Raw genomic sequence first — 23,463 nt, 5'->3', positions numbered from 1 at the left:
CGGGTCTGACACCCCCAGCGTCCGCTGGGAACCATGAGGAGCGGGAGCCCCCCGCCCCTTTTCCATCACATCAACCGCCGGACGTTAACAAGTACGCACGGTGTGAAGCGCAACTTCCGTGGCCTTGACGACGAAATACACGTCCAGGCCCGGCACCAGATCGAGTTCCGCAACGGACGCCGCGGTCACGTCGGCGCTCAGTTCCAGCCGGCCCCCGGCTTCGGCGGCGCGCACCCGGACCGTCGGTCCGCGCACCTCGATCTCCGAGATGGTCACCTGGAAGACGTTGCGCGGACTGCCTTCCGGAGACCGCCGGTGCACGGCCACCGAATGCGGTGCGAACACCGCGACGGCCGGCGCACCCCCGACGAAATCGGCGTCGAGCAGGCCGTGCATCCGGACGCCGGTCTCGGTCTCGAACCCGTCCTGCGCCGCGAACACGGGAACGAGGTTGAGTCCGGCGATCCGCGCGGCGAACGCACTGCGCGGACGCGTCAACACGTCGCGCACCGAACCGGATTCGACGACCTGTCCGCCCTCGACGACGATCACCCGGTCCGCCAGCGCCAGCGCATCGAGGACGTCGTGGGTGACCACGACCGCTGTCCGGTCGCCCTCCCGCAGCACCCGCCGGAGCAGCACCCGCAGGGCGGGGGCCGCAGCGACGTCGAGGGCGGACATGGGTTCGTCGAGCAGCAGTGCCTGCGGTTCCGCAGCGAGCGCGCGGGCGACCGCGACCCGCTGCGCCTGCCCGCCGGACAACTCGTGCGGGCGGCGGTCAACGAACTGGGTCGCATCGACCGCGTCCAGCCACTTCTCGGCGACCGCCCGCGACTCCCGGCGTCCGCGGCCCGAACTGCGCGGCGCGAACGCCACATTCGCGGCCACCGTCAGATGCGGAAACAACAGTGCCTGCTGCGCGAGCAGCGCGATACCGCGCCGGTGCGGCGGCACCGCGATGCCGCGCTCGGTGTCGGTGAGCACCCGGCCGTTCAGTTCGACCCGTCCCGCGTCGGGGCGGACGAGGCCCGCCACCACCGACAGCGCCGTCGACTTGCCTGCGCCGTTCGGTCCGAGGACGGCCAGCACCTCACCCTCGGCGAGGTCGAATCCCACCTCGACGCCGCGTGCGGCGACCCGAGCCTCGACGCTCAGGCCGGTCACAGTGCCGCCCTCGACGCCCAGCCCCGCGAACCCACCACGATGACGACCGCGACGATCACCAGCACCAGCGACAACGCCACGGCCGCATCCGCGTCCGTCTCACGCTGCAGGTAGATCTCGAGCGGCAGGGTCCGCGTGACGCCCTGCAGACTGCCCGCGAACGTCAACGTCGCCCCGAATTCGCCGAGCGCCCGCGCGAACGCGAGCACCGAACCCGACACGAGTCCGGGCAGCACCAGGGGGAGCGTCACCCGCCGGAAGACGGTGGTGGGACTCGCACCGAGCGTGGCGGCGGCGTGCTCGTACCGCCTGCCCGCGGTCCGCAGCGACCCTTCGAGGCTGACCACCAGGAACGGCAGCGCGACGAAGGTCTGTGCGAGCACCACGGCCGTGGTGGTGAACGCGATGTGGATGCCCGCGACCTCGAGGTGCTGCCCGATCAGACCTTTCCGGCCGAACGTGTAGAGCAGGGCGATACCCCCGACCACCGGTGGAAGCACCAGGGGCAGCAGCACCAGCGACCGCAGCACCTGGAGACCGCGAAAGCTGCTGCGGGACAGCACCGCCGCCATCGGGACACCCAGCAGGATGCACAGGGCAGTACTCGCGGCGGCGGTGCGCAGACTCAGTTCCAGCGCCGCGAGTGACGATTCCGACGTGACCAGTTCGAAGAATCGCGTCCAGTCGACACTCGCCAGCATCGCGAACAGCGGCAGGACGACGAACAGGCCGCCCACCGCTGCGGGCACGAAGATCCAGCCCGGAAGCCCGGACGGAACCTTCACCCTCGGCGCTCGGATCACGGCTGGGCGAATCCGGCCTTCGCCAGCACCGCCTGGCCCTCGGGTCCGGTGACGAGGTCGATGAAGCCCTGCGCCGCCTCCGGCTGCTTCGAAGCGGACAGCGCGGCAATCGGATAGGTGTTCACCGCCTGCGCGGCCTCCGGGAAGGCCACGGCGGTCACGTTGTCGCCCGCACCTGCCGCGTCGGTGACGTACACGAGTCCGGCGTCCGCCTGACCGGCCGTCACTTTGTTCAGCACGTCGGTGACCGACGACTCCTCGCTGACGGGGGCGAGGTCGACACCCGAAGCCGTCTCGACCTTCTGCGTCGCGGAACCGCACGGAACCTGCGGGGCACACGTGACCACGAGCGTGCCCTCACGGTTCAGATCCGCGAAGGACGTGATGCCCTTGGGATTTTCGGGTGCCGTCACGATGGTCAGCGTGTTGGTCGCGAAGTTGACGGGGGTTCCCGCGACGAATCCGGCGTCGACGACCTTCGTCATGTTGTTCGTGTCGGCGGACGCGAACACGTCGGCGGTGGCGCCCTGGTCGAGTTGCGCGGCGAGGTCGGAGGAACCCGCGAAGCTGAACTCCACGTGGGAACCGGGGTTCGCCGTCTCGAACATCTGGCCGAGTTCGGTGAACGTGCCCTTCAGCGACGCCGCGGCGAACACCGTGATGTCGCCGCCCGATGCGGCCGCGGACGTCGACTCGGCCGAACCCGAGGCGCCGGCGCCGCTGTCGTCGTTCGAACCACAACCGGTGAGAAGGCCCAGACCGAGTGCGGCCGCGGCAGCCCCCGTCGTGACCCGGCGCCAGGACATCTTCATGAAATTCCTCCAGGAGTTTCGACGATCACCGTGGTCGACTTGACGACGGCTACCGCGACCTTGCCGGGCTCGAGCCCGAGGTCGCGGACAGCTTCACTGCTCATCAGGGAAACGACACGGAAAGGCCCGCACTGCATCTCGACCTGGGCCATCACCTTGTCCATCACGACCGCGGTGACGATGCCGGTGAATCGGTTACGCGCCGAGGATTCCGATCCGAGCAGGTCAGGCGATTTCGACGCGTTGGCGCGCGCGAACTCGGCGAGGGCGGGACCGTCGATCACCTTGCGGCCCGACTCGTCCTTGTCCGCCGCGAGGCTGCCGTTGTCGATCCACCGCCGGACCGTGTCGTCGCTGACGCCGAGGAGTTCCGCCGCCTGCCGTATCCGAATTCCCGTCATTCGGAGATCGTCCGCGCATGCGTCATAACGGACATGCTATGTCGGCATATGCGGATCCAACAAGCGGAAACTTCCGAGAATGCGGCTTTGCTCGCGGAAGGTAGTGCGGACGGCGGGGAGTAGGCCGGGGGTCTTCAAATAGACGTTACCGGCTGGTATACATAGTCGGCCCTGTCGAAGTGTTACCTGGATCACGTGAGGCGGTACCCGTGTCGGTATGGAGAAGGCTGTCGTGCTCGGTGAGTGCGACGTTGCTGGTCGGTGTCGGCGCGGTGGGTCTCGCGGCACCGTCGACTGCGCAACCCGTCCTGTCGCCTGCACCGGTGCAGTGGTTGTGCAGCCCGCACATCGGTGCCGATCCGTGCGACCTCCCCTCGGACACCACCGACCTGGGCACCGGGGAGGTCACGGGTTCCCCCGAACCGGGCGACGAGGCGGAGAAGCCGGTCGACTGCTTCTACGTCTACCCGACCGTCAGTGACCAGCTCGCCCTCAACGCCGACCTGACGGCGCAGCCCGAGGTGCAGTCGATCGCCAGCTATCAGGCCGCGCGATTCGCCGGCGGGTGCCGTGTCTTCGCCCCGATCTACCGGCAGATGACGCTCGTGCCGGGCATCGCCGCCGGGCTCGCCGGCGCACCCCTGGCCCAGACCGGCTACGGCGACGTGCTCGCCGCCTGGAACGACTACCTCGCCCACGACAACAACGGGCGCGGCGTCATCCTCATCGGCCACTCGCAGGGCACGATGATGCTGCGCAAACTCATCCACGACCAGATCGACCCGAACCCCGCTCTCCGCCGGCAGCTCGTGGGGGCATTCCTGATGGGCGGCAACGTCCTCACCGCCCGCGGCAGCACGGTCGGCGGCGATTTCGAGAACATTCCCGTGTGCACCGGGCAGGGTGAATCGGGCTGCGTCGTTGCATATTCCACTGCGGTGGCGGATCCCACCCTGTCGTTGTTCGGCAACAGTTCCTTCGACGCCCTCTCAGCGGCGATGGGATTGCCCAGCGGGCCCGGCTATCAGGTCGCCTGCACCGACCCCGCCGTGCTGAGCGGAAACCCCGATCCCGTGGGCGTCACCATCCCCAGCGCCCCCTATGCGTTCGGGATCATCTCGGTGCTGCTGGGATACACCTCGTTCCCGCAGGGTGCACCGACGTCGGCATCGACGTGGACCACGGGCGCCGAACGCGCCGTCGGCCGGTGCACCGAGGTGAACGGTTACCACGACTACAAGTTCCACCTCACCGACCCCTCGGCCCAGCACGTGAACGAATTGCCCTTGTTCAACAGCCATCTCGTCGACATCAACCTCGGATACGACCGGCTCGTCTCCATCGCCGAGCAGCAGACCGACAGCTGGCTCGCGTCCACGTAACCTTCCGGGGGCGAGCGATCAGTACACGTCCCGCACGTAGCGCTTGTCGGTGGACAGCTGCTTCATGTAAAGCTCGGTGTCCTCTTCGTCGAGGCGACCGTGGGTGCGGACGACTTCGCGGACCGTCTCGTCGACGTCCTTCGCCATCCGGCTGGCGTCGCCGCACACGTACAGCGAGGCTCCCTCCTGCATCCAGCCCCACAGCTTGGCGCCGTGCTCGCGAATGCGGTCCTGCACGTAGATCTTCTGCCGCTGGTCCCGGGAGAACGCCGCATCGAGGTGGGTGAGAAATCCGTCGCGGTGCATAGCTTCCATCTCCTCGCGGTAGTAGAAGTCGGTAGCCTCGTGCTGCTCACCGAAGAACATCCAGTTCTTACCCGTGTGACCCAATTCCCTGCGTTCGTGCAGAAATCCGCGGAACGGTGCAATCCCGGTGCCGGGGCCGACCATGATCATCGGCGCGTCGGCGGCCGACGGGGGACGGAAGTGCGCGGACTTCTGCACGAAGATCGGCACGTCCGCGTCGTCGCAGTGATCGGCGAGGAACGTCGAGCACACCCCGGAGCGGTTCTTGCCCTCGTGGTTGTAGCGCACCGCGGAGACGGTCAGCTGCACCTCACCCGGATCCACCTTGGGGCTCGACGAGATCGAGTACAGCCGCGGCTGGAGGCGCTTGAGCACGCCCAGCCACTCCTCGGCGTCCGCGTCGACTTCGTACTGCGCCAGCACGTCCATCGACTGCCGTCCCCACAACCACTGCTGGAGCGCGATCTTGTTGTGCGGGCGCAGCAGTCGCGCCAGTTCGGTGTCCTGTGTGCGGCTCTGCACGAACCGCAGTAGTTCGGGGGTCACCTTGGTGATCTCGAGTTTCGTGCGCAGCGCCTCCCTCAGGGTCATCTCCGGCAGGTCCGGCAGCGTGACGGGGGTGTCCGGGATCGACCGGGTGACCTTCAGCCACTCGTCGACGACGCCGTCGCTGTTGGTGGGCCACACACCGAGCGCATCGCCCGCCTCGTAGGAGAATTCCGGATCGCTCACGTCGAAGCCGAACTGCCGCACGTCCTTCGACGAACCGGCCGCGCTGAGCGGGATGTTCCTCGTCAAGCGCGTGACCAGGGGAGACTTCCGGGTGAACGTGGCCGCCTTCTTCGCTGCGGGCCTGGTAGGCGCCGGCGCGGCCGGGGCGCCGCCGACGGCCGCGCGCTCGCGGACCAGGTTCTGCACCTGGGTCAGCCACTGGTTCGCCTGATCCTCGTAGTCGGGTTCGCAGTCGACGCGCTCGGTCAGCCGCTTCGCCTCGAGTTGCTCCAACCGGGCGTCGATCCGCTTGCCGTGCCCGCAGAAGTCGTCATAGTTCGAGTCGCCGAAGGCCAGTACGGCGTAACGGGTCTGCGCCAGCCTCGGCGCCTCGTCGCTGCTGAGTGCGGACCAGAAGCTGCTGCCGTTGTCGGGGGCGTCGCCGTCCCCGAACGTGCTGGTGATGATCAGGAGATCGCGGACGTCGGCGAGGCCCGCGACGTCGTAGTCGTCCATGCTGGTGAGGTGGGTGCCGTGGCCGGCCTCCTCGAGTTGGCGGGCGCATTCGGCGGCGAACTCCTCCGCGTTGCCGGTCTGCGACGCCCACACCACGACCACGGGATGCTGGACCGATTCAGCGTTCGCGGGACTCGCCTCCGGCGCCGCGGAGCCGTCCGGCACGGCGGAGCGGGAGAACAACCCCGCCATCAGACCGTCCAGCCACACCCTCTTCGACCCGGAGATCGGCGCGGTGCGCGGAAGGACCGGAACGCCCTGCAGTTCGGTGGACTGCAGACCCGCCAGCAGTCCTGCAAGGTACGTGCGCTCGTGTTCGTCGAAGCTGGGGGAAGCCGAATCATCCAGTCCGAGAATGTGGCTCATCTCGGCGGCGGGCGAGCCGCTGGCGAGGGTGAGCGCCCCGGTCGGTTCCGGAACCGCGGGCTCGGACACCGGGGCCACCCGGGTCAGGGAGACGGCACACACCTTGAACTCCGGCTGGAAGGACGTGGGGTCGACGGCGTCGTTGGTGACGGCGTTGATGCTGAGGTATTCACCGAACGAGTCGTTCCAGTGGAACGGGGCGAAACAGCCTCCGGGCAGCACGCGGTCGCTGACGACGGCGGGCAGCACCGCGCGGCCGCGCCGGGACGCGACCTCCACCTTGTCGCCTTCGGAGATCGACAGCTTCTGCGCATCAATCGGATTGATCTCGACGAACGGGCCGGAGTTCAACTTGTTGAGCTTGGCGACCTTGCCGGTCTTCGTCATGGTGTGCCACTGGTGCTGCAGGCGCCCGGTGTTGAGGACCATCGGGTAGTCGTCGTCGGGCATCTCCGCGGGCAGCATGTGCGGGCGCGGGAAGAAGGCGGCCTTGCCGCTCGCGGTGGCGAACGCGAGGCGGGGGAGTGAACCGTCGGGAGCCGACAGCAGGTTCTGGCTGACGCCGTCGTTGACGTAGCGGATCGGGTTGCGGTCGGTGCGGTTGCCGGGCGGGCTCGGCCACTGCACCGGCGTCTCCCGCAGGCGGTCGTAGCTGACGCCGCGAAGGTCGTAGCCGGTCTTGGGATTCCAGGTGCGCTTGATCTCCTCGAACACGTCCTCCGAGGATTCGTAGGTGAACGCGTCCGCATACCCCATCTCGCAGGCGACGCGGGCGATGATCTGCCAGTCGGGCAGCGCCTGGCCGACCGGGTCGACGGCCTGCTGCAGGAGGGTGAGGTTGCGCTCGGAGTTGATCATCACCGAATCCGACTCGGCCCACAGTGCGCCGGGAAGCAGGATGTCGGCGTACCCGTTGGTCTCCGTGTCGAGGAAGACGTCCTGGGTGATCACGAGATCGGCGGCCTCGAGGCCCTCGATCACGGTCCGCCGGTTGGCCACGGTGGCAACGGGATTGGTGCAGATGATCCAGCAGGCCTTGATGTCACCGGCCACCATGCGCTCGAACATGTCGACGGTGCCGGTGCCGACCTCGGCGCGGATGCTGCCTGCGGGCAACTCCCACAGGTCCTCGATGAACGCCCGATCGTCGGCGGCGAGCACCGACCGCTGGCCCGGCAGACCGGGACCCATGTACCCCATCTCGCGGCCGCCCATGGCGTTCGGCTGACCGGTGAGGGAGAACGGGCCGCTGCCCGGACGGCAGATCGCGCCGGTGGCCAGGTGCAGGTTGCAGATCGCGTTGGTGTTCCAGGTGCCGTGGGTGCTCTGGTTGAGGCCCATCGTCCAGCAGCTCATCCAGTTCTCGGCCTCACCGATCCACTGGGCGGCCTGCCGGATGTCGGATTCGGGGATGCCGGTGATCTCCGCGACCTTCTCGGGGGTGTACTCCTCGAGGAATTCCGGCATCACCTCCCAGCCCTCGGTGAACTCGGCGATGAACTCGGGATCGGTGTGCCCGCTGCGCACGAGCAGGTGCAGCAGGCCGTTGAGCAGTGCGAGGTCGGTGCCGGGCGCGATCTGCATGAACAGGCCGGCCTTGTCGGCGGTCGCGTTGCGTCGGGGGTCGACGACGATCAGTTTGGCGCCGGCCTTGATCCGGTCCATCATCCGCAGGAACAGGATGGGGTGACAGTCGGCCATGTTGGCGCCGATCACGAAGAACACGTCGGCCTTGTCGAAATCCTGGTAGGAGCCGGGCGGGCCGTCGGCGCCGAGTGACTGCTTGTAGCCGGTGCCGGCACTGGCCATGCACAGCCGCGAGTTCGACTCGATCTGGTTGGTCCCGACGAAACCCTTCGCCAGTTTGGTGATCAGGTACTGCGCCTCGATGGACATCTGACCGGACACATAGAAGGACAGGGCGTCGGGACCGTGCTCGTCGAGTTGTTCCTTCAGCCGGCGGGCGGTCTCGCTGATGGCGGCTCCGACGTCCACCGCGGCGGGTGCCTCCCCGCGCTCGTCCCGCACGTACCCGGTTTCCATGCGGCCACCGGCCACGAGCATCTCCGCGCTCGTCGCACCCTTGGTGCAGAGCCGCCCGAAGTTGGTGGGATGGTCCTTGTCGCCGGACGCCTTGAGCACCCGGCGGGCATTCGTCTCGGGATCGATCCCGATCTCGAGAACCATGCCGCAGCCGACACCGCAGTACGAGCACGCGGTCTTCACTGTGGAAGTCCCGGCTTTCTGCTGCTGCATCGACTCGCTCCTCACCTGCACGGTCGCCGCGTGTCCACCTGGCTCACGACCTGTATCAATGGTGCCGACCGGCGTGTTTCGTCGGGATTAACCCCGGTGAGCGTTCGATGACGTCTCTCGCACCCGGCCGCGGGCGCGGTGGTGATGTCGGCAGCGCGGCAACGACGAGTCCTGTGACCGTCATCACTCGATTCAGGCGTGCAGGGAGGAGCGCTCGAGCGACCGGCGGAGCGGTCAGGCCTGCTGTTCGGCCCACCACGACAGGAGTTCGGCCTCCGCCTCGTCCCGGCTGAGCGGACCCCGGTCGAGCCGGAGTTCCTTGAGGTACTTCCAGGCCTTCCCAACCTCCGGTCCCGCGGGAATGCCGAGCAGTTCCATGATCGCGTTGCCGTCGAGGTCGGGGCGCACCCGGGCAAGGTCTTCCTGCTCGGCGATCCGGGCGATCCGCTCCTCGATGTCGTCGTACGTCGCCTGCAGCGCGGCCGCCCGCCGCTTGTTGCGGGTGGTGCAATCGGCGCGGACCAGCTTGTGGAGACGCGGCAGCAGCGGCCCGGCGTCCGTCACGTACCGGCGCACCGCGGAATCGGTCCACTGCCCCTTGCCGTAGCCGTGGAACCGCAGGTGGAGGAACACGAGCTGCGAGACGTCGTCGATCATCTGCTTCGAGTACTTCAGGGCCCGCATCCGCTTGCGGACCATCTTCGCGCCGACCACCTCGTGGTGGTGGAAGCTCACGCCGCCACCGGGCTCGTTGCGCTTCGTGTCCGGTTTCCCGATGTCGTGCAGCAGCGCCGCCCACCGCAGCACCAGATCGGGGTCGCCGTCCTCGAGGTCGACGGCCTGCTTCAGCACCGTCAGCGAATGCCAGTACACGTCCTTGTGCTGGTGGTGCTCGTCGATCTCGAGCTTCATCTGCGGCACCTCGGGCAGCACGAAATCGGCCAGACCCGTCTCGCACATCACGTTCATGCCGTCGATGGGGAACTCGCCGAGGATCAGCTTGTCCAGTTCGGCCCGCACGCGTTCGGCGGTGATCCGCTCGATCTGCGGGGCCATGTCGGCGATGGCCCGGTGCACGCGCTCGTGCAGGGTGAACCCGAGCTGGGACACGAAGCGGGCGGCCCGCAGCATCCGCAGTGGGTCGTCGTTGAACGAGTTCTCCGGCGCCGACGGCGTGTCCATCACCCCGGCCAGCAGCGCGTTCATGCCGTTCAGCGGGTCGACGAAGTCCTGCGAGCCGTCCGCACCGATCCGGACGGCCATCGCGTTGACCGTGAAATCGCGTCGTACCAGGTCGTCCTCGAGTTTCGTCCCGAACTGGACGACGGGATTGCGCGACACCCGGTCGTAGGCGTCGGCCCGGTACGTCGTGATCTCGATCTGCTGACCCGCCTTGGCGGCGCTGATCGTTCCGAACTCGATGCCCGTGTCCCACTGATTGTCGACCCAGCCGGACAGCAGCTTCTGCACCTGCTCCGGGCGGGCGTCGGTGGTGAAGTCGAGGTCGGTGCCGAGGCGACCCAGGATCGCATCCCGGACACTGCCCCCAACCAGGTACAACTCGTGACCGGCGGAAGCGAACTTCTCACCGAGCGGCGTCAGGACTTCGGACAGCTCGCGCAGCGTCACCGCGGCGCCGGCAAGCAGTCGCGTACGGCGCTCGTCGTCGAGAGAAGGGGCAGTCACGTCCAGGAAGCTTACCGAGGTGCGCAAATAGCGGGATACGCATACACGCTGTCACCTCGCGGTTCGGTTCGCCACAGGTGTGTCACGAAGCGTCTCGGTTCGGGTGCGGCGTTCCGGTGGAAACGGCAAAGCCAACTACTATCGATGGGGTGTCTGCTGCCGAACGTGCGAACAGGAGTCGCCGCAACTCGCGGCGGCGCGGCGCCGTCGGCAAACCCGCGAAACCCCACATGAGGACGGTGCGGGAAACTTCGGCGGGTGGGCTCGTCGTCAACGGTCTCGGCGGACCGCGGGAGAATCTGTGCGCCGCGCTGATCGGGCGCACCGACCGTCGTGGGCGGCTGCTGTGGTCGCTTCCCAAGGGGCATATCGAGCAGGGCGAGACCGCCGAACAGACCGCGATGCGTGAGGTCGAGGAAGAGACCGGCATCCAGGGCACCGTGCTCGCGTCGCTCGGCAGCATCGACTACTGGTTCGTCACCGAGGGCCGCCGGGTCCACAAGACCGTCCACCACTATCTGCTGCGATGCCTCGGCGGGGAACTGTCGGACGAAGACGTGGAAGTCACCGAGGTAGCGTGGGTGCCGCTCGCCGAGCTGGGATCACGCCTGGCCTACGCAGACGAACGGAAACTCGCAGAAATCGCCGGTGACTTGATCTCCAAGATGACTACCACTCCGCCCACTTCCGACCTGAAGCTCCAGAAGGGGCCAGACGCCGGATGAGGATGGCTTTGCGTCGGGTCGGTGCCGTGACGTTGACCGCACTCGCGGTCGTTCTGGCTCCCACCAGCACCGTGGTGGCGTCGGCCCAGGAACCCGTGCCGCCGGAGAGCGCCGGGACCCAGCTCGTCGACGAGGACCCCGAGTTCCTCGAACTGCACATCGACAACGTCACCCCGTCCACGGTCACCACCACCAGCGACCCGATCGTCACCGTCACGGGCTCGGTGAAGAACATCGGCGACCGCACGGTCCGTGACGTCGGCGTGCGGTTGCAACGCGCTCCCGCCGTCGCGAGCAGCGAGGGTCTCCGTACGTCCCTCACTCTCGACCAGTCCCGCTACGACACGGTCGGCATGTTCGACACGGTCGCAGGCCGCCTCGACGAGGGCCAGAGCAAGCAGTTCACGCTGTCGCTGCCGCTGCGTTCCGACACCGACCTCTCCCTCGACATCACCGAACCCGGCGTGTATCCGCTGATGGTGAACGTGAACGGCACCCCCGAGTACGGCGGCGCCGCCCGCCTCGACGACGCCCGGTTCCTGCTGCCCGTGTTCGGGGTCCCGGGCACTCCGGCGGTGCCCCCGGACATCTCCAGTCCCGTCGCCGTCACCATGATGTGGCCCCTCGCCGACCGCCCCCGGCTGGCGGCGGGCGTCGCCGGCTCCGTCACCGAACCGGTGCGTCTCGTCGACGACGACCTCGCGACCTCCCTGGACGACGGCGGCCGGCTCGACGAACTGCTCGGGGCGGCGGAGTTCGCGACCCGGGAGAGCGTCGACCGGGACCACACGCTGCGGGACAGTCTGTGCCTGGCGGTGGACCCGGACCTGCTGATCACCGTCGAGAACATGACGCGCGGCTATCTGGTGGTGGACGACCCGTCCGACCCCACCGGTTCCGCGCACCAGGGTGCGGGCAAGGACGCCGCGTCGGCGTGGCTCGAACGCGCCCGGACGCTGGCCGCGACCATGTGCACCACGTCGGTGCCGTTCGCGCAGGCCGACCTGTCCGCGATCGGCGAGGTCGGGAACGCCGACCTCACCGCGACCGCCGTCGACGCCCCCGCTGACATCGTCGACAACGTGCTCGGTGTCACGTCGCTGCGCAACTTCGTGTGGAGCGACGCCGGGGTACTCGACGACGCGACGGCGCAGATGCTCCGCGGAGACGACGCGACGACTGCACTCGTGGCCGCGAACTCCGTCGACACGACCGCGCCCCGGGACAGCGCCCACGTCATCGAGGCGACACCGCCGCCCGCAGCCCCCGTCCCGGCGAACGGGGAGACCACCACCCCGGCGGCCACCGAGACACCGACGGCCACCGGAAGCGTCGACGCGCTGCTGTTCGATCCGTCCGTCGGCACGGCGCTCGCCGCGATGGGGACGACTCCGCAGACTCCGTCCTATACCCCCCAGCGCGCCCGCTACGACCTCTCGGACGATTCCCAGACCGCCCGGCTGCAGGACGCGCTCGGGGCGGTGTCGTGGTCCGCCCTCGAACCGGAGGCCGCCCGGGCCGCCGGTGTCCCCCGATCGCTGATGGTGGTGCCGCCGCAACTGTGGACCGCCGGCGCCGACGACGCGAAGACGCTGCTGTCGACGGTGTCGTCGCTGATGCGCTCCGGGCTGGCGACACCCCGGCCGTTGCCCGCGGTGCTGGGCCGTCAGCCCGGATCACCCGAGGTCGCGAGCCTGGACTACCCGGATCAGGCCGCCGAGGACGGCGTCCCCGCTCACATCCGCGACGCCGCCGCCACGCAGATGCCCCGGATCGAGGCGCTGAACGCGGCGCTGGTCGACGACCCGCAGGCCCCACTCACGCCGGAACGGTTCACCGCGCCGCTCCGCGAGGACCTGGTGCGGTCGATGAGCCTCGCGCATCGCCGCGACGACGAACGCCGGTCCGCGGAAGAAGCGTCCGACACGCGCGCCGACGAGGTGGCCGAAACCATGGACGACATGTTCGGGGCCGTCACCGTCGTGTCGCCGGGCGGCGTCTACACGCTGGCGTCGGAACAGAGCCCGCTGCTGCTGGTCGCCAGAAACGACCTCCCGGTCGGGATCACGGTCCGTCTGCAGGTCGACGCGCCGTCCGGGATGACCATCACCGACATCGGCCCCACCACGCTGCCGCCGCGGGGCAGTCGCACGCTCACCGTTCCCACCGAGGCCAACGACTCCCGCAAGCTCGTCGTCAAATTCTCTCTGACCACGGCCGATGGACAGCAACTGGGAGAGCCGACCAGCGTGACGGTACGGTCCAACGCGTACGGGCAGGCGTTGGCGATACTGACAGCATGCGCGGGTGCTCTGCTGCTGTTCCTCGCCGGCCGCCGGCTGTGGCATCGATTCCGCGGCCAGCCGGATCCAGCTGACGAAGGGTACGAACGTTCATGACCGGGAACTTGCCCAGTAGGGGCCAGAGGCTTCCCGATCGCTCCCATCCCCGGGTCGCGCCGTGGGAGCGGGACCACTGGGCTCGGGAGATCCGGCCGGACGAGGCACCGACGGTGCAGTTCGCGGCCATCCGGGTCGACCCGCCGCCGCCACCTCCGGTGCAGGACTCCGGGCCGTCGACGGCGCCGCAGAAGCAGAGCAACTCCCGTCTGCTGGCGTCCACCGGTTCGATCGCGGTGGCGACGCTCGTCAGCCGCATCACCGGGTTCGCCAAGCAGCTGCTCGTCCTGACGCTGCTGGGTGGGTCGGTGGCCAGCTCGTTCACCGTCGCCAGCCAGATCCCGAACATGATCTCCGAGCTGGTGCTGGGCGCGGTGCTCACCGCGATCGTGGTGCCCGTCCTGGTGCGCGCCGAACGCGAGGACCCGGACCAGGGTGCCGCGTTCGTGCGTCGCCTGTTCACCGCCACGTGCGTGCTGCTCGGAACGGCGGCGCTGCTGGCGACGGCCGCGGCATCCGTGCTCACCACGCACGTGTTCCTGTCGGCCGACGGCAAGGTGAACACGGCCCTCACCACAGCCCTGTCCTATCTGCTGCTGCCCGCGATCCTGTTCTACGGACTGTCGGCGCTGCTCACGGCCATCCTCAACACCCGGCAGGTGTTCAAACCCGGTGCCTGGGCTCCGGTGCTGAACAACGTCGTGATGCTGACGGTGCTGGTGATCTACTACGCCACCCCGGGGGAGATCACCCTCGACCCGGTCCGGATGAGCGACCCGAAACTGCTGGTCCTCGGTGTCGGCGTCACACTCGGTGTCGTGGTGCAGGCGATGAGTCTGGTGCCGGCGATCCGGCGCGAGGGCATCTCGCTGAAACCGCTGTGGGGCCTCGACGACCGGCTCAAGCAGTTCGGCGGCATGGCCGTCGCCATCATCCTGTACGTGCTGATCAGCCAGGCGGGCATGATCGTCGCCACCCGCATCTCGTCCCACGCGGACGCGTCGGGTCCCGCGATCTACAACAACGCGTGGCTGCTGCTGCAGTTGCCGTACGGCGTGCTCGGCGTGACGGTGCTGACGGCGATCATGCCGCGGCTCAGCCGCAACGCCGCCGCCGACGACACCCCCGCCGTGGTCGACGACCTGTCGGTCGCCACCCGGCTGACCATGATCTCCCTGATCCCGATCATCACGTTCCTCACGTTCGCCGGACCGGAGATCGGTCAGGCGCTGTACGGGTACGGCAACTTCGGGTCCGGCGACGCCGAACGTCTCGGCGAGGCCGTCAGCTGGTCCGCGTTCACGCTCATTCCGTACTCGCTCGTCCTGATCCAGCTCCGCGTCTTCTACGCCCGCGAGCAGGCGTGGACTCCCACGTGGATCGTCCTCGGCATCACCGCGGTGAAGATCGCGCTGTCCGCGCTCACCCCGATGATCGCCTCCAGTGACGACCAGGTGGTCATCCTGCTCGGCGTGGCCAACGGCCTCGGCTACATCACCGGCGCCCTCGTCGGCGGGTACCTGCTGCACCGCAGCCTCGGCAATCTCCAGATGGCGAACGTCGGCAAGACCGTGTGGGTGGTGGTCCTCGCGTCCCTCGCGGGCGCCCTCGCGATGCTCGGCGCCGACCGGCTGCTGCAACTCGACCGGCTCAGCGAACTGTTCGGCGGACCGGGTTCCATGGTCCGCGTCGCCATCAGCGGCGTGCTGATGCTCGTCGTCACGTTCGCGATCCTCTGGTTCGCGAAGATCCCCGAAATCGTGTCCATCACCGTCGCCGTCACCCGTAAGGTCCGCGCCCTGCGCGGTCGCGGCGCCGCACCGGAACCGGAAGTCGACCCGCTCGCAGACGCCGAAACAGAACTGATTCCCGTGGTCCGTGCCACACCGCGCGACGTCGGAGGACAGCCGCGTGGTATCGAACGACCCGGTGGACTCCCGTACCCTGGACACGAGCGGGTCGGATCGCCGCCCGGTAACGGTCGGAGTTGGGCATTCGAAAATGAAGGAGTGAGGGTGAGCGACGACGACGTGGCCGGCAGCAAGAGAGCCGGAGGTTCTACGGTGCAAGCGTCCGAACGCGATTCGGCCGCCGCACCCAACGGCGTCGACGCCCCGACGACCCGGATCTCGTCCGAGTCGGCCTCCACCGGCTCCGCGAAGTCCGACAAGAAGGCCGGCGCCGACACACCGCAGAGGAAAGACGCGGACACCTCGCAAAAGAAGCCCGCCGACGCGTCCGCGGGCCCTGCCGACACTCCGAAACCGGCGCAGAGCAAGGAGACCGGGGCGGACGCCGCGAAAAAGGCTCCGCCGAAGACCCCCGCCGAGGACTCGGGCGAGTCGCCCGCGGACGAGCGTCGAGACACACGTCACATGGGCTCCGCACCCGCACGGGATCTCAGCTACGACACCGGCGTGATCCCGATCACACCCGCACCCGGTCGTGAGCCCGGAGCGGGCCCGCGTCGTACTCCCCGTGGCCCCAAGCTCATTCCCGGCGCCTCCGTCGCCGGTGGTCGCTACCGCCTGCTGACCCCGCACGGCGGGTCGCGGGGACTGCAGTTCTGGCAGGCACTGGACGTCAAGCTCGACCGCGAGGTCGCCCTGACGTTCGTCGATGCCGAACAGCGCTCCACCTCGGCCGGTCCCGAAGGCCCGCAGGCAATCCTGTCGCGCACCCTGCGACTGGGCCGGATCAATTCGCCCGGTCTCGCCCGCGTCCTCGACGTGGTCCGCGGAAGCTCCGGCGGCATCGTCGTCGCCGAGTGGACTCCGGGCCGTTCGCTGCGGGAGATGGCCGACACCAAGCCGTCTCCGATCGGCGCCGCCAGCGCCATCCGCGCACTCGCCGCGGCCGCCGAGACCGCGCACCGGGCCGGCGGGGCACTGTCCATCGACCATCCCGACCGCGTCCGGATCAGCATCAACGGCGATGCCGTGCTGGCGTTCCCGGCCACGCTCGCCGACTCCGACTCGAGTTCCGACGTGCGCGGACTGGGCGCCATGCTCTACGCCCTCATCACCGCCCGCTGGCCGCTAGGCGATCCGTCCGCTCCCGCGGGTGATCCGTCGGGTTCGCAGCGCCCGGGCAGCGTCGGCGGTATGCGCCTCGCCGACCGCGACTCCAGCGGGCAGCCCATCGGACCGCGGGTGGTCCGGCCGGAGGTGCCGTTCGAGATCTCCGCGGTGGCCCTGCGCTCGCTCGAGCCGAACGGTGGAATCCGCACGGCGGCCACCGTGCAGCACATCCTCGATCAGGCGTCCGTCGTCAATGAGAAGACCGAGTTCATCCCCGTACTGCGGCTCGGGCAGCGGGCCCCCGGCCCGTCCGGTCACGCTCTCGCCGACCCGGAAGCGCTGGAGGCGGAGAAGAAGAAGTCCAACCGGATGATCGCCGCGCTGGTCGGCCTGGCGGTCGTCACGATCATCGTGCTGGCGCTGCTGGGCTTCTGGCTCGCGACGTTCCTCACGGGCAGCAGTTCCGACGCGCCGCTCACCGAGCAGGACTTCGGACTCACCACCTCGGCCGAGGCCCCACCGAACCCGGAGTCGCCCGCCGCCGCGCCCGCCCCGGCGGCGAACGTCGCACCGATCAAGCCTTCGGGCGCGACGGTGTTCTCGCCGCAGGGCACACCCGACTCCGCCGCCAACGCCCGGCTGGCCATCGACGGCAACACGTCCACCGTGTGGAGCACCGACTCGTACTTCCAGCCGTTCCCCGCGCTGAAGAACGGTGTGGGCCTGATGGTCACGCTGGACGAACCGGCGACCCTGTCGAGTGTGTGGATCAACTCGCCGACCCCGGGCACCAACGTCGAGATCCGCAGCGCCCCGTCCGAGAACCCGACCCTCGACCAGACGCAGGTGCTCGGTTCGAAGGTCCTCGGCAACGGCGTCACCGAGATCCCGGTCAAGTCGGAGGGACCCACCAAGAACGTCCTGGTGTGGATCACCGGCCTGAGCAATTCCCGCGGCACGAACCAATCGTCCATCGCCGACATCGGTTTCAACGCCTCCACGTAGTCGGCACCAGATGCTCGCGGACCGGCGAACTGAGCTAACATCCGCCGGTGCGAATCTTCCGGGGGGATTCCGAGGGTGAGCCCTCGGACGTCGACCTGTTGGCTGCGCATGTCGCCGGCGATCGGCACGCCTTCGAGACCCTGCTCGGACGGCACTACGACCACCTGTGGCACGTCGCCAAACGCACCAGCTACACCACCGAGGACGCGGCGGACGCCCTGCAGGAGGCGCTGCTGTCGGCGCATCGCAACGCGGGCTCGTTCCGCCGGGACGCCGCGGTCCGGAGCTGGCTGCACACGATCGTCGTCAACGCCTGCCTCGACCGCATCCGCCGCAACAAGGCCCGTCCGGCGGTGTCCCTGTCCGCCGACGAGGACGACGAACCGCGCGACACCCGCGACTACGTCTCCGAGGTGGAACTCAGCCTGGTGGTCGAGCGCGCTCTGGCGCAGCTCCCGCCGGATCAGCGGACCGCGATCGTGGCCGTGGACCTCGAGGGCCGGTCGACCAGCGAGGCCGCGGCGCTTCTCGGGGTCCCGGAGGGCACCGTGAAGAGCCGCTGCGCCCGCGGCCGGAAGAAACTGGCCGCCTCTCTCGAATATTTTCGGGTGGAGGGGAACCGATCATGACTCCGCGGCGTCAAACCCTGATAGGAGCGGGGAAGTGTCCTGACGTCCCGGACCATGTTCCGGATCACGATGACTCGGTGAGGAGGTGCCATGGCCGACCGTGAATCCGATCCGTCCGATGCCGCGCTGCCCGAACCTCCCTACTCCGAGGACCTACTCGCGGATCTGCACGCCGGGGTGCTGCCCGAGTCGTTGAGCGATCGTCTGTGGCCGCTCGTCCGCAACGACCCGCAGGCGATGGCCGTCATCGACGCCCTCGACCGGGTCACCGATCAGCTCGGTGCGCTCGGCCGCGACCATTCCGTCTCGACCCCGATTCCCGCCGACATCGCCGACCGCATCAACCGCGCGCTCGCCGCGGAACGGGACACCCCCGCCGAGGCCACCGTCGTGCCGCTCGCCCGGCGCCGGAAGTGGGCTGCCGCGGCTGCGGGAACGTTCGCGGCGGCGGCAGCGGTCGTGGTGGCCGTCGCGGTCGTCATACCGGACGGCCGGGGATCCGAGCCGCCGCCCGTTGCCCTGCCCGGTTCCGAGACCTCGCAGGCACCGGCGGTCCTCGACCTGGGTTCGGACCTCGACTCCGGACGCCTCCTCACCGTGATCGGTTCGCGGCAGCTCGGACCGCTCGAGGATCCTGATCGGCTGGCAGATTGCCTGCGCGCCAACGGCATCGACTCGGACCGTGCCCTTCTCGGCTCCGGTGAGGTCCGCGTCGACGGTGTTCCCGGGGTACTGCTGCTGGTGGCGGCGCCGCCTCCGCCGCAGATCACCGCGCTGGTGGTCGGCCGCGAGTGCGGTGCGGGCGATCCGGCAACCATCGCCGTCACCGACATCGGTTGATCCTCAGCCTTTTTCGGGTTCCGAGCGGGCGACCGGCATGAGCAACTCGAGGATCTTCGCCCGCAGTTCCGGAGTGTCGTCCTCCACCGCGATCAGGCTCGTGAACAGGGCCGCGCCTGCGGCGAGCACCAGCACGGCCGTCGCGGTGCTCGACTCCCCGGAGTCCGCGCCCCCGAACAGTTGAGTACTCGGCCCGCTGAATCCCCGCCAGAGCGCGGTCCGGAGATCGTCGTGGTCCCGTATCGCGGCCAGTAGTCCCGGCGTGGCCGCCCGCACCTCCGGTCGTGAGAACAGTTCGGCGCTGCCGGTCACCACCCAGCGGATCCAGCCCTCGCGATCGGTGCCCTCGAACGGCGTCAGGTCCGGTGTCGCGCCGAGGATGGCGTCGAGAACCAGGTGCGCCTTCGACGGCCACCGCCTGGTGATGGACGCCCTGCTCACGCCGGACCGCGTCGCGATGGCGCGCATGCTCAGTTGTTCCCAGCCCGACTCCACGAGCATCGCACGTGTGACCGCGAGGACGTCGGTATCGATCCGAGGGTCGCGGGGGCGGCCGGTTCCGGTTGCATTCATTGGTTCGAATTGTGGGACAGAAGAGCCGTCCGCGCTATATCGTACTAATTACGAGTCCAGTGGCACCGTAATTCGAACGAGGCGGATACATGAAGATCGCGGTCACCGGCGGCACCGGCTACGTCGGCGCCCACACCACGCAGGCGCTGCTCGCCGACGGGCACACGGTCCGGCTGCTGGTCCTCCCCACCGAATCTCCCGACGCCCTGCTCGCCGCGGCCGGCGCCGACGCCGCACGGATCGAACCGGTGGTCGGCGACATCCGCGACGCCGAGACGGTGGCTCGCCTGCTCGACGGCTGCGACGCACTCCTCCACGCCGCCGGGGTGGTGGGCACCGACGACCGCCGCGAACAGTTGATGTGGGAGATCAATACGCAGGCCACCGCCGCGATCCTCACCCGCGCGGCCTTCCTCGGACTCGATCCGATCGTCCACGTCGCGAGTTTCAGCGCCCTGTTTCCGTCGCCCGACGCCGTCATCGGCCCGGACAGCCCGACGGCGTCGGGCCGCAGCGCCTACGGCCGCACCAAGGCCGCCGCCGACCGCATCGCCCGCGCGCTCCAGGACGCGGGCGCCCCCGTGGTCATCACCTACCCGACCAGCGTCGTCGGCCCCGGCCTCGGAACCACGAAGGGAGTCACCGAACAAGGTTGGGGCGCGATCGTCGGCGGCGGGGTGGCGCCTCGACTCGACGGCGGCATGCAGATGATCGACGTGCGGGACGTGGCGGCCGTCCACGCCGCCGCGATGCACCCGGGCCGCGGTCCACGCCGGTACGTCTGCGGCGGCGAACTCGTCGAGTTCAATCAGCTCATCGACGTCCTCGAACACTCGTCGGGTCGTCGTATCCGACGCATCCCGCTGTCGGGCAGCGCCTTTCGCACCATAGGGCGGATCGCCGACGTGATCGGCAGGCTCACACCCCTCAGCCCCGGGCTCGGTTACGAGGCGGCCTGGCTCCTCACCTCGGCCACCCCGACGGACGACTCGAGAACCCGCGAAGAACTCGGACTCACCTGGCGACCGGCCCGCGCGGCGCTGGCCGCGACATTCGCCTGAACACCCATCACTTCCCCCGAAGGCAGACCACCATGACCGTTCCACCACCAAACCCCGGCATCTGGGAGCCGGCCCGCCTGGGCCCCCTGACGCTGCGCAACCGCATCGTGAAGGCGGCCACGTTCGAAGGCGTCATGCCGCGCGGCCGGGTGACCGACCGGCTCGTCGACTTCCACGCCGAGGTCGCCCGCGGCGGCGCCGCACTGACGACCGTCGCGTACTGCGCCGTCTCACCCGGCGGACGCGTCCACGCGAACACCCTGGTGCTCGACCGCGCCCGCGTCCCCGACCTGCGCCGGCTCACCGACGCCGTCCACGCCGAAGGGGGATTGGCCGCAGCCCAGATCGGTCATGCCGGTCTGGTCGCGAACACGCTGTCCAACCGCACCAAGACCCTCGCGCCGTCCACTCGCCTCAGCCCGCCGGCGATGGGCCTCGTGAAGGGTGCCACCCGGGACGAACTCGACGACGTCACCCGCGACTTCGAGAACACGGCACGCAACGCCGTCGACGCCGGATTCGACGCGATCGAGGTCCACCTCGGCCACAACTATCTGCTCAGCTCGTTCATGAGCCCCAACCTCAACCGGCGCAAAGACGAGTACGGGGGAAGCCTGGAGCGACGGGCGGCGTTCCCGCGCCGGGTGCTCGAGCAAGTGCGCCACGCCGTCGGCGACTCGGTGGCCGTCACCGCCAAATTCAACATGACGGACGGTGTCCCGAAAGGGCTGTGGCTCGACGACAGTCTCCGCATCGCCCAGCTCCTCGAAGCCGACGGGCACCTCGACGCGATGCAGCTCACCGGCGGCAGCTCGCTGCTCAACGGGATGTACTTCTTCCGCGGCGAGGTTCCGATGGCGGAATTCGTTGCCTCACAGCCGAAACTGGTGGGCTGGGGACTGAAGGTGTACGGGCCGCGCATCTTTCCGACCTACCCGTTCGAGGAGGCCTTCTTCCTGCCGATGGCCCGGCAGTTCCGCGACGCCCTGTCGATGCCACTCATCCTCCTCGGCGGAATCAATCGGCTCGACACCATCGAGAACGCGCTCGGCGAAGGATTCGAGTTCGTCGCGATGGCCCGCGCCCTGCTCCGCGACCCGGACCTCGTGAACAAGTTCCGCGACCGGCACGTCGCCGAGGGACTGTGCATCCACTGCAACAAGTGCATGCCCACGATCTACTCGGGCACGCGCTGCGTGATCCGGGAGACTCTGCGCTGATCACGTGGCCTGCGAGGGGAGCGACCGGTATCACCTGCAGTCCGGGAACAACACCCTTTAGTCTTGTGTTGATCCATACGACTGAGCACCCCTCACTACTGGAAGGCCCGCATGACCACTCCATCGACGGTTCATGAACTCATCATCGTTGGTTCGGGACCTGCCGGATACACCGCTGCCGTCTACGCGGCGCGCGCGGAACTCGAGCCGCTGCAGTTCGAGGGGACCCAGTTCGGTGGCGCCCTCATGACGACCACCGAGGTCGAGAACTTCCCCGGATTCCGCGAGGGAATCATGGGACCCGACCTGATGGACCAGATGCGCGAGCAGGCCAAGCGCTTCGGCACCGACATCCGCACCGAGGACGTCGAGGAACTCGACCTCACCGGCCCGATCAAGAAGGTCGTCGTGAACGGCGAGACCTACCAGGCCCACGCGGTCGTGCTGGCGATGGGTGCCGCAGCCCGCTACCTGGGGATTCCCGGGGAAGAGAAGTTGCTCGGCCGCGGCGTCAGCGCCTGCGCCACGTGCGACGGATTCTTCTTCAAGGATCAGGACATCGTCGTGGTCGGCGGCGGCGACTCCGCCATGGAGGAGGCCACCTTCCTCACCCGCTTCGCGCGCAGCGTCACCGTCGTGCACCGCCGCGAGGAGTTCCGCGCGTCCCGCATCATGCTCGAGCGCGCCAAGGCGAACGCGAAGATCCGGTTCGTGACCAACGCCGCGCCCGTCGAGGTGCTGGGGGAGAACAGCGTCACCGGCCTCGTGATCCGCGACACCGTCACCGGTGAGACGTCCACGCTGGACGTCACCGGCATGTTCGTCGCCATCGGTCACGATCCGCGCAGCGAACTGGTCAAGGGTCAGGTCGACCTCGACGAGGCCGGCTACGTGATCGTCCAGAACCCGACCACCGCCACCTCCGTGGACGGCGTCTTCGCCGCAGGCGACCTCGTCGATCACATCTACCAGCAGGCGATCACCGCTGCCGGCACCGGATGCTCCGCGGCGATGGATGCCGAGCGCTGGCTGGCCGAGCGCGGCGACATCACCGCCAACACCGTCGCCGCCGCCGGCTCACCGGTCGACGCCTGAGCCGGCCACCCACACACCTACCCACCTCGAGTAAGGGAATCCCCGTGTCGAATACCGTCACCATCACCGATGATTCGTTCCAGCAGGACGTCATTTCCAGCGACAAACCCGTCCTCGTCGACTTCTGGGCCACCTGGTGCGGCCCCTGCAAGATGATCGCCCCCGTCCTGGAGGAGATCGCCGGTGAGCACAGCGACAAGCTGACCATCGCGAAGCTCGACATCGACGCCAACCCGGGCGCTGCCCGCGACTTCCAGGTCATGTCGATCCCCACGCTGATCCTGTTCAAGGACGGCAAGCCGATCAACACGATCGTCGGCACCAAGGGCAAGGCTGCGCTGCTGAAAGAGCTCGCCGACGTTCTCTGATCGACACCCGAACACCCAGCGCGATTCCCGATTTTGTGGGAATCTCTGAGACAATCGATCGATGTGCTCCAGTCGCATCAGCTAGACCGACCGGGCACATCGATCGTTTTGTTTGTACCGAGATT

At 68.6% G+C, this 23,463-nt stretch carries 17 protein-coding genes; 10 read left to right on the top strand and 7 right to left on the bottom strand.

Annotation, left to right across the window (positions count from 1 at the left end; all coding sequences use genetic code 11):
- Nucleotides 1–84 precede the first annotated feature (84 nt).
- Genes MLGJGCBP_RS19890 through MLGJGCBP_RS19875 form a run of 4 tightly spaced genes read right to left on the bottom strand, consistent with a single transcriptional unit; the run spans nt 85 to nt 3,180 of the window.
- Nucleotides 85–1,164, bottom strand: coding sequence for a sulfate/molybdate ABC transporter ATP-binding protein (locus tag MLGJGCBP_RS19890; protein ID WP_160097674.1), 1,080 nt, complete (start codon nt 1,162–1,164; stop codon nt 85–87).
- Nucleotides 1,161–1,967 (bottom strand): ABC transporter permease, encoded by an 807-nt coding sequence (locus MLGJGCBP_RS19885; protein WP_160097673.1) that lies wholly within the window; start codon nt 1,965–1,967, stop codon nt 1,161–1,163. Before MLGJGCBP_RS19885 ends, MLGJGCBP_RS19890 begins: the two co-directional genes overlap by 4 nt.
- Nucleotides 1,964–2,779, bottom strand: a complete 816-nt coding sequence (modA, locus tag MLGJGCBP_RS19880; RefSeq protein ID WP_160097672.1) for a molybdate ABC transporter substrate-binding protein — start codon at nt 2,777–2,779, stop codon at nt 1,964–1,966. Before modA ends, MLGJGCBP_RS19885 begins: the two co-directional genes overlap by 4 nt.
- Nucleotides 2,776–3,180 carry a TOBE domain-containing protein gene (locus MLGJGCBP_RS19875; RefSeq protein WP_072942706.1) on the bottom strand — a complete coding sequence of 135 codons (405 nt, stop codon included), beginning with the start codon at nt 3,178–3,180 and terminating at the stop codon, nt 2,776–2,778. The genes modA and MLGJGCBP_RS19875 overlap by 4 nt, the downstream gene beginning before the upstream one ends.
- A gap of 239 nt (nt 3,181–3,419) precedes the next feature.
- On the opposite strand from MLGJGCBP_RS19875, the gene MLGJGCBP_RS19870 reads away from it, so the two are divergent.
- Nucleotides 3,420–4,562, top strand: a complete 1,143-nt coding sequence (locus tag MLGJGCBP_RS19870; RefSeq protein WP_236581214.1) for a DUF3089 domain-containing protein — start codon at nt 3,420–3,422, stop codon at nt 4,560–4,562.
- A gap of 18 nt (nt 4,563–4,580) precedes the next feature.
- On the opposite strand, the gene MLGJGCBP_RS19865 is transcribed toward MLGJGCBP_RS19870, so the two are convergent.
- Nucleotides 4,581–8,717: a bifunctional nitrate reductase/sulfite reductase flavoprotein subunit alpha gene (locus MLGJGCBP_RS19865; RefSeq protein ID WP_160097670.1), complete on the bottom strand. Its 4,137-nt coding sequence runs from the start codon at nt 8,715–8,717 to the stop codon at nt 4,581–4,583.
- A 234-nt stretch (nt 8,718–8,951) separates the two neighbouring features.
- Nucleotides 8,952–10,403 (bottom strand): CCA tRNA nucleotidyltransferase, encoded by a 1,452-nt coding sequence (locus MLGJGCBP_RS19860; protein ID WP_160097669.1) that lies wholly within the window; start codon nt 10,401–10,403, stop codon nt 8,952–8,954.
- A 149-nt stretch (nt 10,404–10,552) separates the two neighbouring features.
- Between MLGJGCBP_RS19860 and MLGJGCBP_RS19855 the strand changes: the two genes are divergently transcribed.
- The 5 genes from MLGJGCBP_RS19855 to MLGJGCBP_RS19835 all read left to right on the top strand — a co-directional run bounded on the left by MLGJGCBP_RS19855 (nt 10,553) and on the right by MLGJGCBP_RS19835 (nt 19,021).
- Entirely contained in the window at nt 10,553–11,128 is a 576-nt protein-coding gene (locus tag MLGJGCBP_RS19855) for an NUDIX hydrolase (RefSeq protein WP_143542956.1), read from the top strand.
- Between the two features lie 2 nt (nt 11,129–11,130).
- Complete coding sequence (locus tag MLGJGCBP_RS19850) at nt 11,131–13,527, top strand: DUF6049 family protein (RefSeq protein WP_160097668.1); 2,397 nt, start codon at nt 11,131–11,133, stop codon at nt 13,525–13,527.
- Between the two features lie 113 nt (nt 13,528–13,640).
- Complete coding sequence (gene murJ, locus MLGJGCBP_RS19845; RefSeq protein WP_160097678.1) at nt 13,641–17,552, top strand: murein biosynthesis integral membrane protein MurJ; 3,912 nt, start codon at nt 13,641–13,643, stop codon at nt 17,550–17,552.
- A 47-nt stretch (nt 17,553–17,599) separates the two neighbouring features.
- Nucleotides 17,600–18,181 (top strand): RNA polymerase sigma factor SigM, encoded by a 582-nt coding sequence (gene sigM / locus MLGJGCBP_RS19840; protein ID WP_005263510.1) that lies wholly within the window; start codon nt 17,600–17,602, stop codon nt 18,179–18,181.
- A 90-nt stretch (nt 18,182–18,271) separates the two neighbouring features.
- Nucleotides 18,272–19,021, top strand: coding sequence for a hypothetical protein (locus MLGJGCBP_RS19835; protein ID WP_160097667.1), 750 nt, complete (start codon nt 18,272–18,274; stop codon nt 19,019–19,021).
- Between the two features lie 3 nt (nt 19,022–19,024).
- Here the strand turns inward: MLGJGCBP_RS19835 and MLGJGCBP_RS19830 are convergent, their stop codons facing one another.
- A complete protein-coding gene (locus MLGJGCBP_RS19830; RefSeq protein ID WP_160097666.1) occupies nt 19,025–19,594 on the bottom strand; it encodes a TetR/AcrR family transcriptional regulator in 570 nt (189 codons plus the stop codon).
- A gap of 89 nt (nt 19,595–19,683) precedes the next feature.
- Here MLGJGCBP_RS19830 and MLGJGCBP_RS19825 point away from each other — a divergent pair, with 89 nt between their 5' ends.
- The 4 genes from MLGJGCBP_RS19825 (at nt 19,684) to trxA (ending at nt 23,338) form a co-directional block, all read left to right on the top strand.
- The gene (locus tag MLGJGCBP_RS19825; RefSeq protein WP_160097665.1) at nt 19,684–20,655 is read left to right on the top strand and encodes an NAD-dependent epimerase/dehydratase family protein; all 972 of its coding nucleotides are present in this window, start codon (nt 19,684–19,686) and stop codon (nt 20,653–20,655) included.
- A 32-nt stretch (nt 20,656–20,687) separates the two neighbouring features.
- Nucleotides 20,688–21,875, top strand: coding sequence for a 4,4'-dithiodibutanoate disulfide reductase (gene nox, locus MLGJGCBP_RS19820; RefSeq protein ID WP_160097664.1), 1,188 nt, complete (start codon nt 20,688–20,690; stop codon nt 21,873–21,875).
- 111 nt (nt 21,876–21,986) lie between these two features.
- Nucleotides 21,987–22,970, top strand: coding sequence for a thioredoxin-disulfide reductase (gene trxB / locus MLGJGCBP_RS19815; RefSeq protein WP_087554923.1), 984 nt, complete (start codon nt 21,987–21,989; stop codon nt 22,968–22,970).
- A gap of 44 nt (nt 22,971–23,014) precedes the next feature.
- Nucleotides 23,015–23,338 carry a thioredoxin gene (gene trxA / locus MLGJGCBP_RS19810; protein ID WP_005249122.1) on the top strand — a complete coding sequence of 108 codons (324 nt, stop codon included), beginning with the start codon at nt 23,015–23,017 and terminating at the stop codon, nt 23,336–23,338.
- Nucleotides 23,339–23,463 lie beyond the last annotated feature (125 nt).

Source organism: Rhodococcus sp. T7 (assembly GCF_009872365.1).
Classification (GTDB): domain Bacteria; phylum Actinomycetota; class Actinomycetes; order Mycobacteriales; family Mycobacteriaceae; genus Rhodococcus_F.
The sequence above is the reverse complement of the archived record's forward strand: the minus strand, read 5'-3'. Positions and strand labels throughout refer to the sequence as shown.

Coding starts and splice junctions, on each gene's coding strand:
- modA (WP_160097672.1), bottom strand. CDS start 2,779: ATGAAGATGTCCTGGCGCCGGGTCACGACGGGGGCTGCCGCGGCCGCA.
- MLGJGCBP_RS19825 (WP_160097665.1), top strand. CDS start 19,684: ATGAAGATCGCGGTCACCGGCGGCACCGGCTACGTCGGCGCCCACACC.
- MLGJGCBP_RS19830 (WP_160097666.1), bottom strand. CDS start 19,594: ATGAATGCAACCGGAACCGGCCGCCCCCGCGACCCTCGGATCGATACC.
- trxB (WP_087554923.1), top strand. CDS start 21,987: ATGACCACTCCATCGACGGTTCATGAACTCATCATCGTTGGTTCGGGA.
- MLGJGCBP_RS19865 (WP_160097670.1), bottom strand. CDS start 8,717: ATGCAGCAGCAGAAAGCCGGGACTTCCACAGTGAAGACCGCGTGCTCG.
- MLGJGCBP_RS19875 (WP_072942706.1), bottom strand. CDS start 3,180: ATGACGGGAATTCGGATACGGCAGGCGGCGGAACTCCTCGGCGTCAGC.
- MLGJGCBP_RS19835 (WP_160097667.1), top strand. CDS start 18,272: ATGGCCGACCGTGAATCCGATCCGTCCGATGCCGCGCTGCCCGAACCT.
- nox (WP_160097664.1), top strand. CDS start 20,688: ATGACCGTTCCACCACCAAACCCCGGCATCTGGGAGCCGGCCCGCCTG.
- MLGJGCBP_RS19850 (WP_160097668.1), top strand. CDS start 11,131: ATGGCTTTGCGTCGGGTCGGTGCCGTGACGTTGACCGCACTCGCGGTC.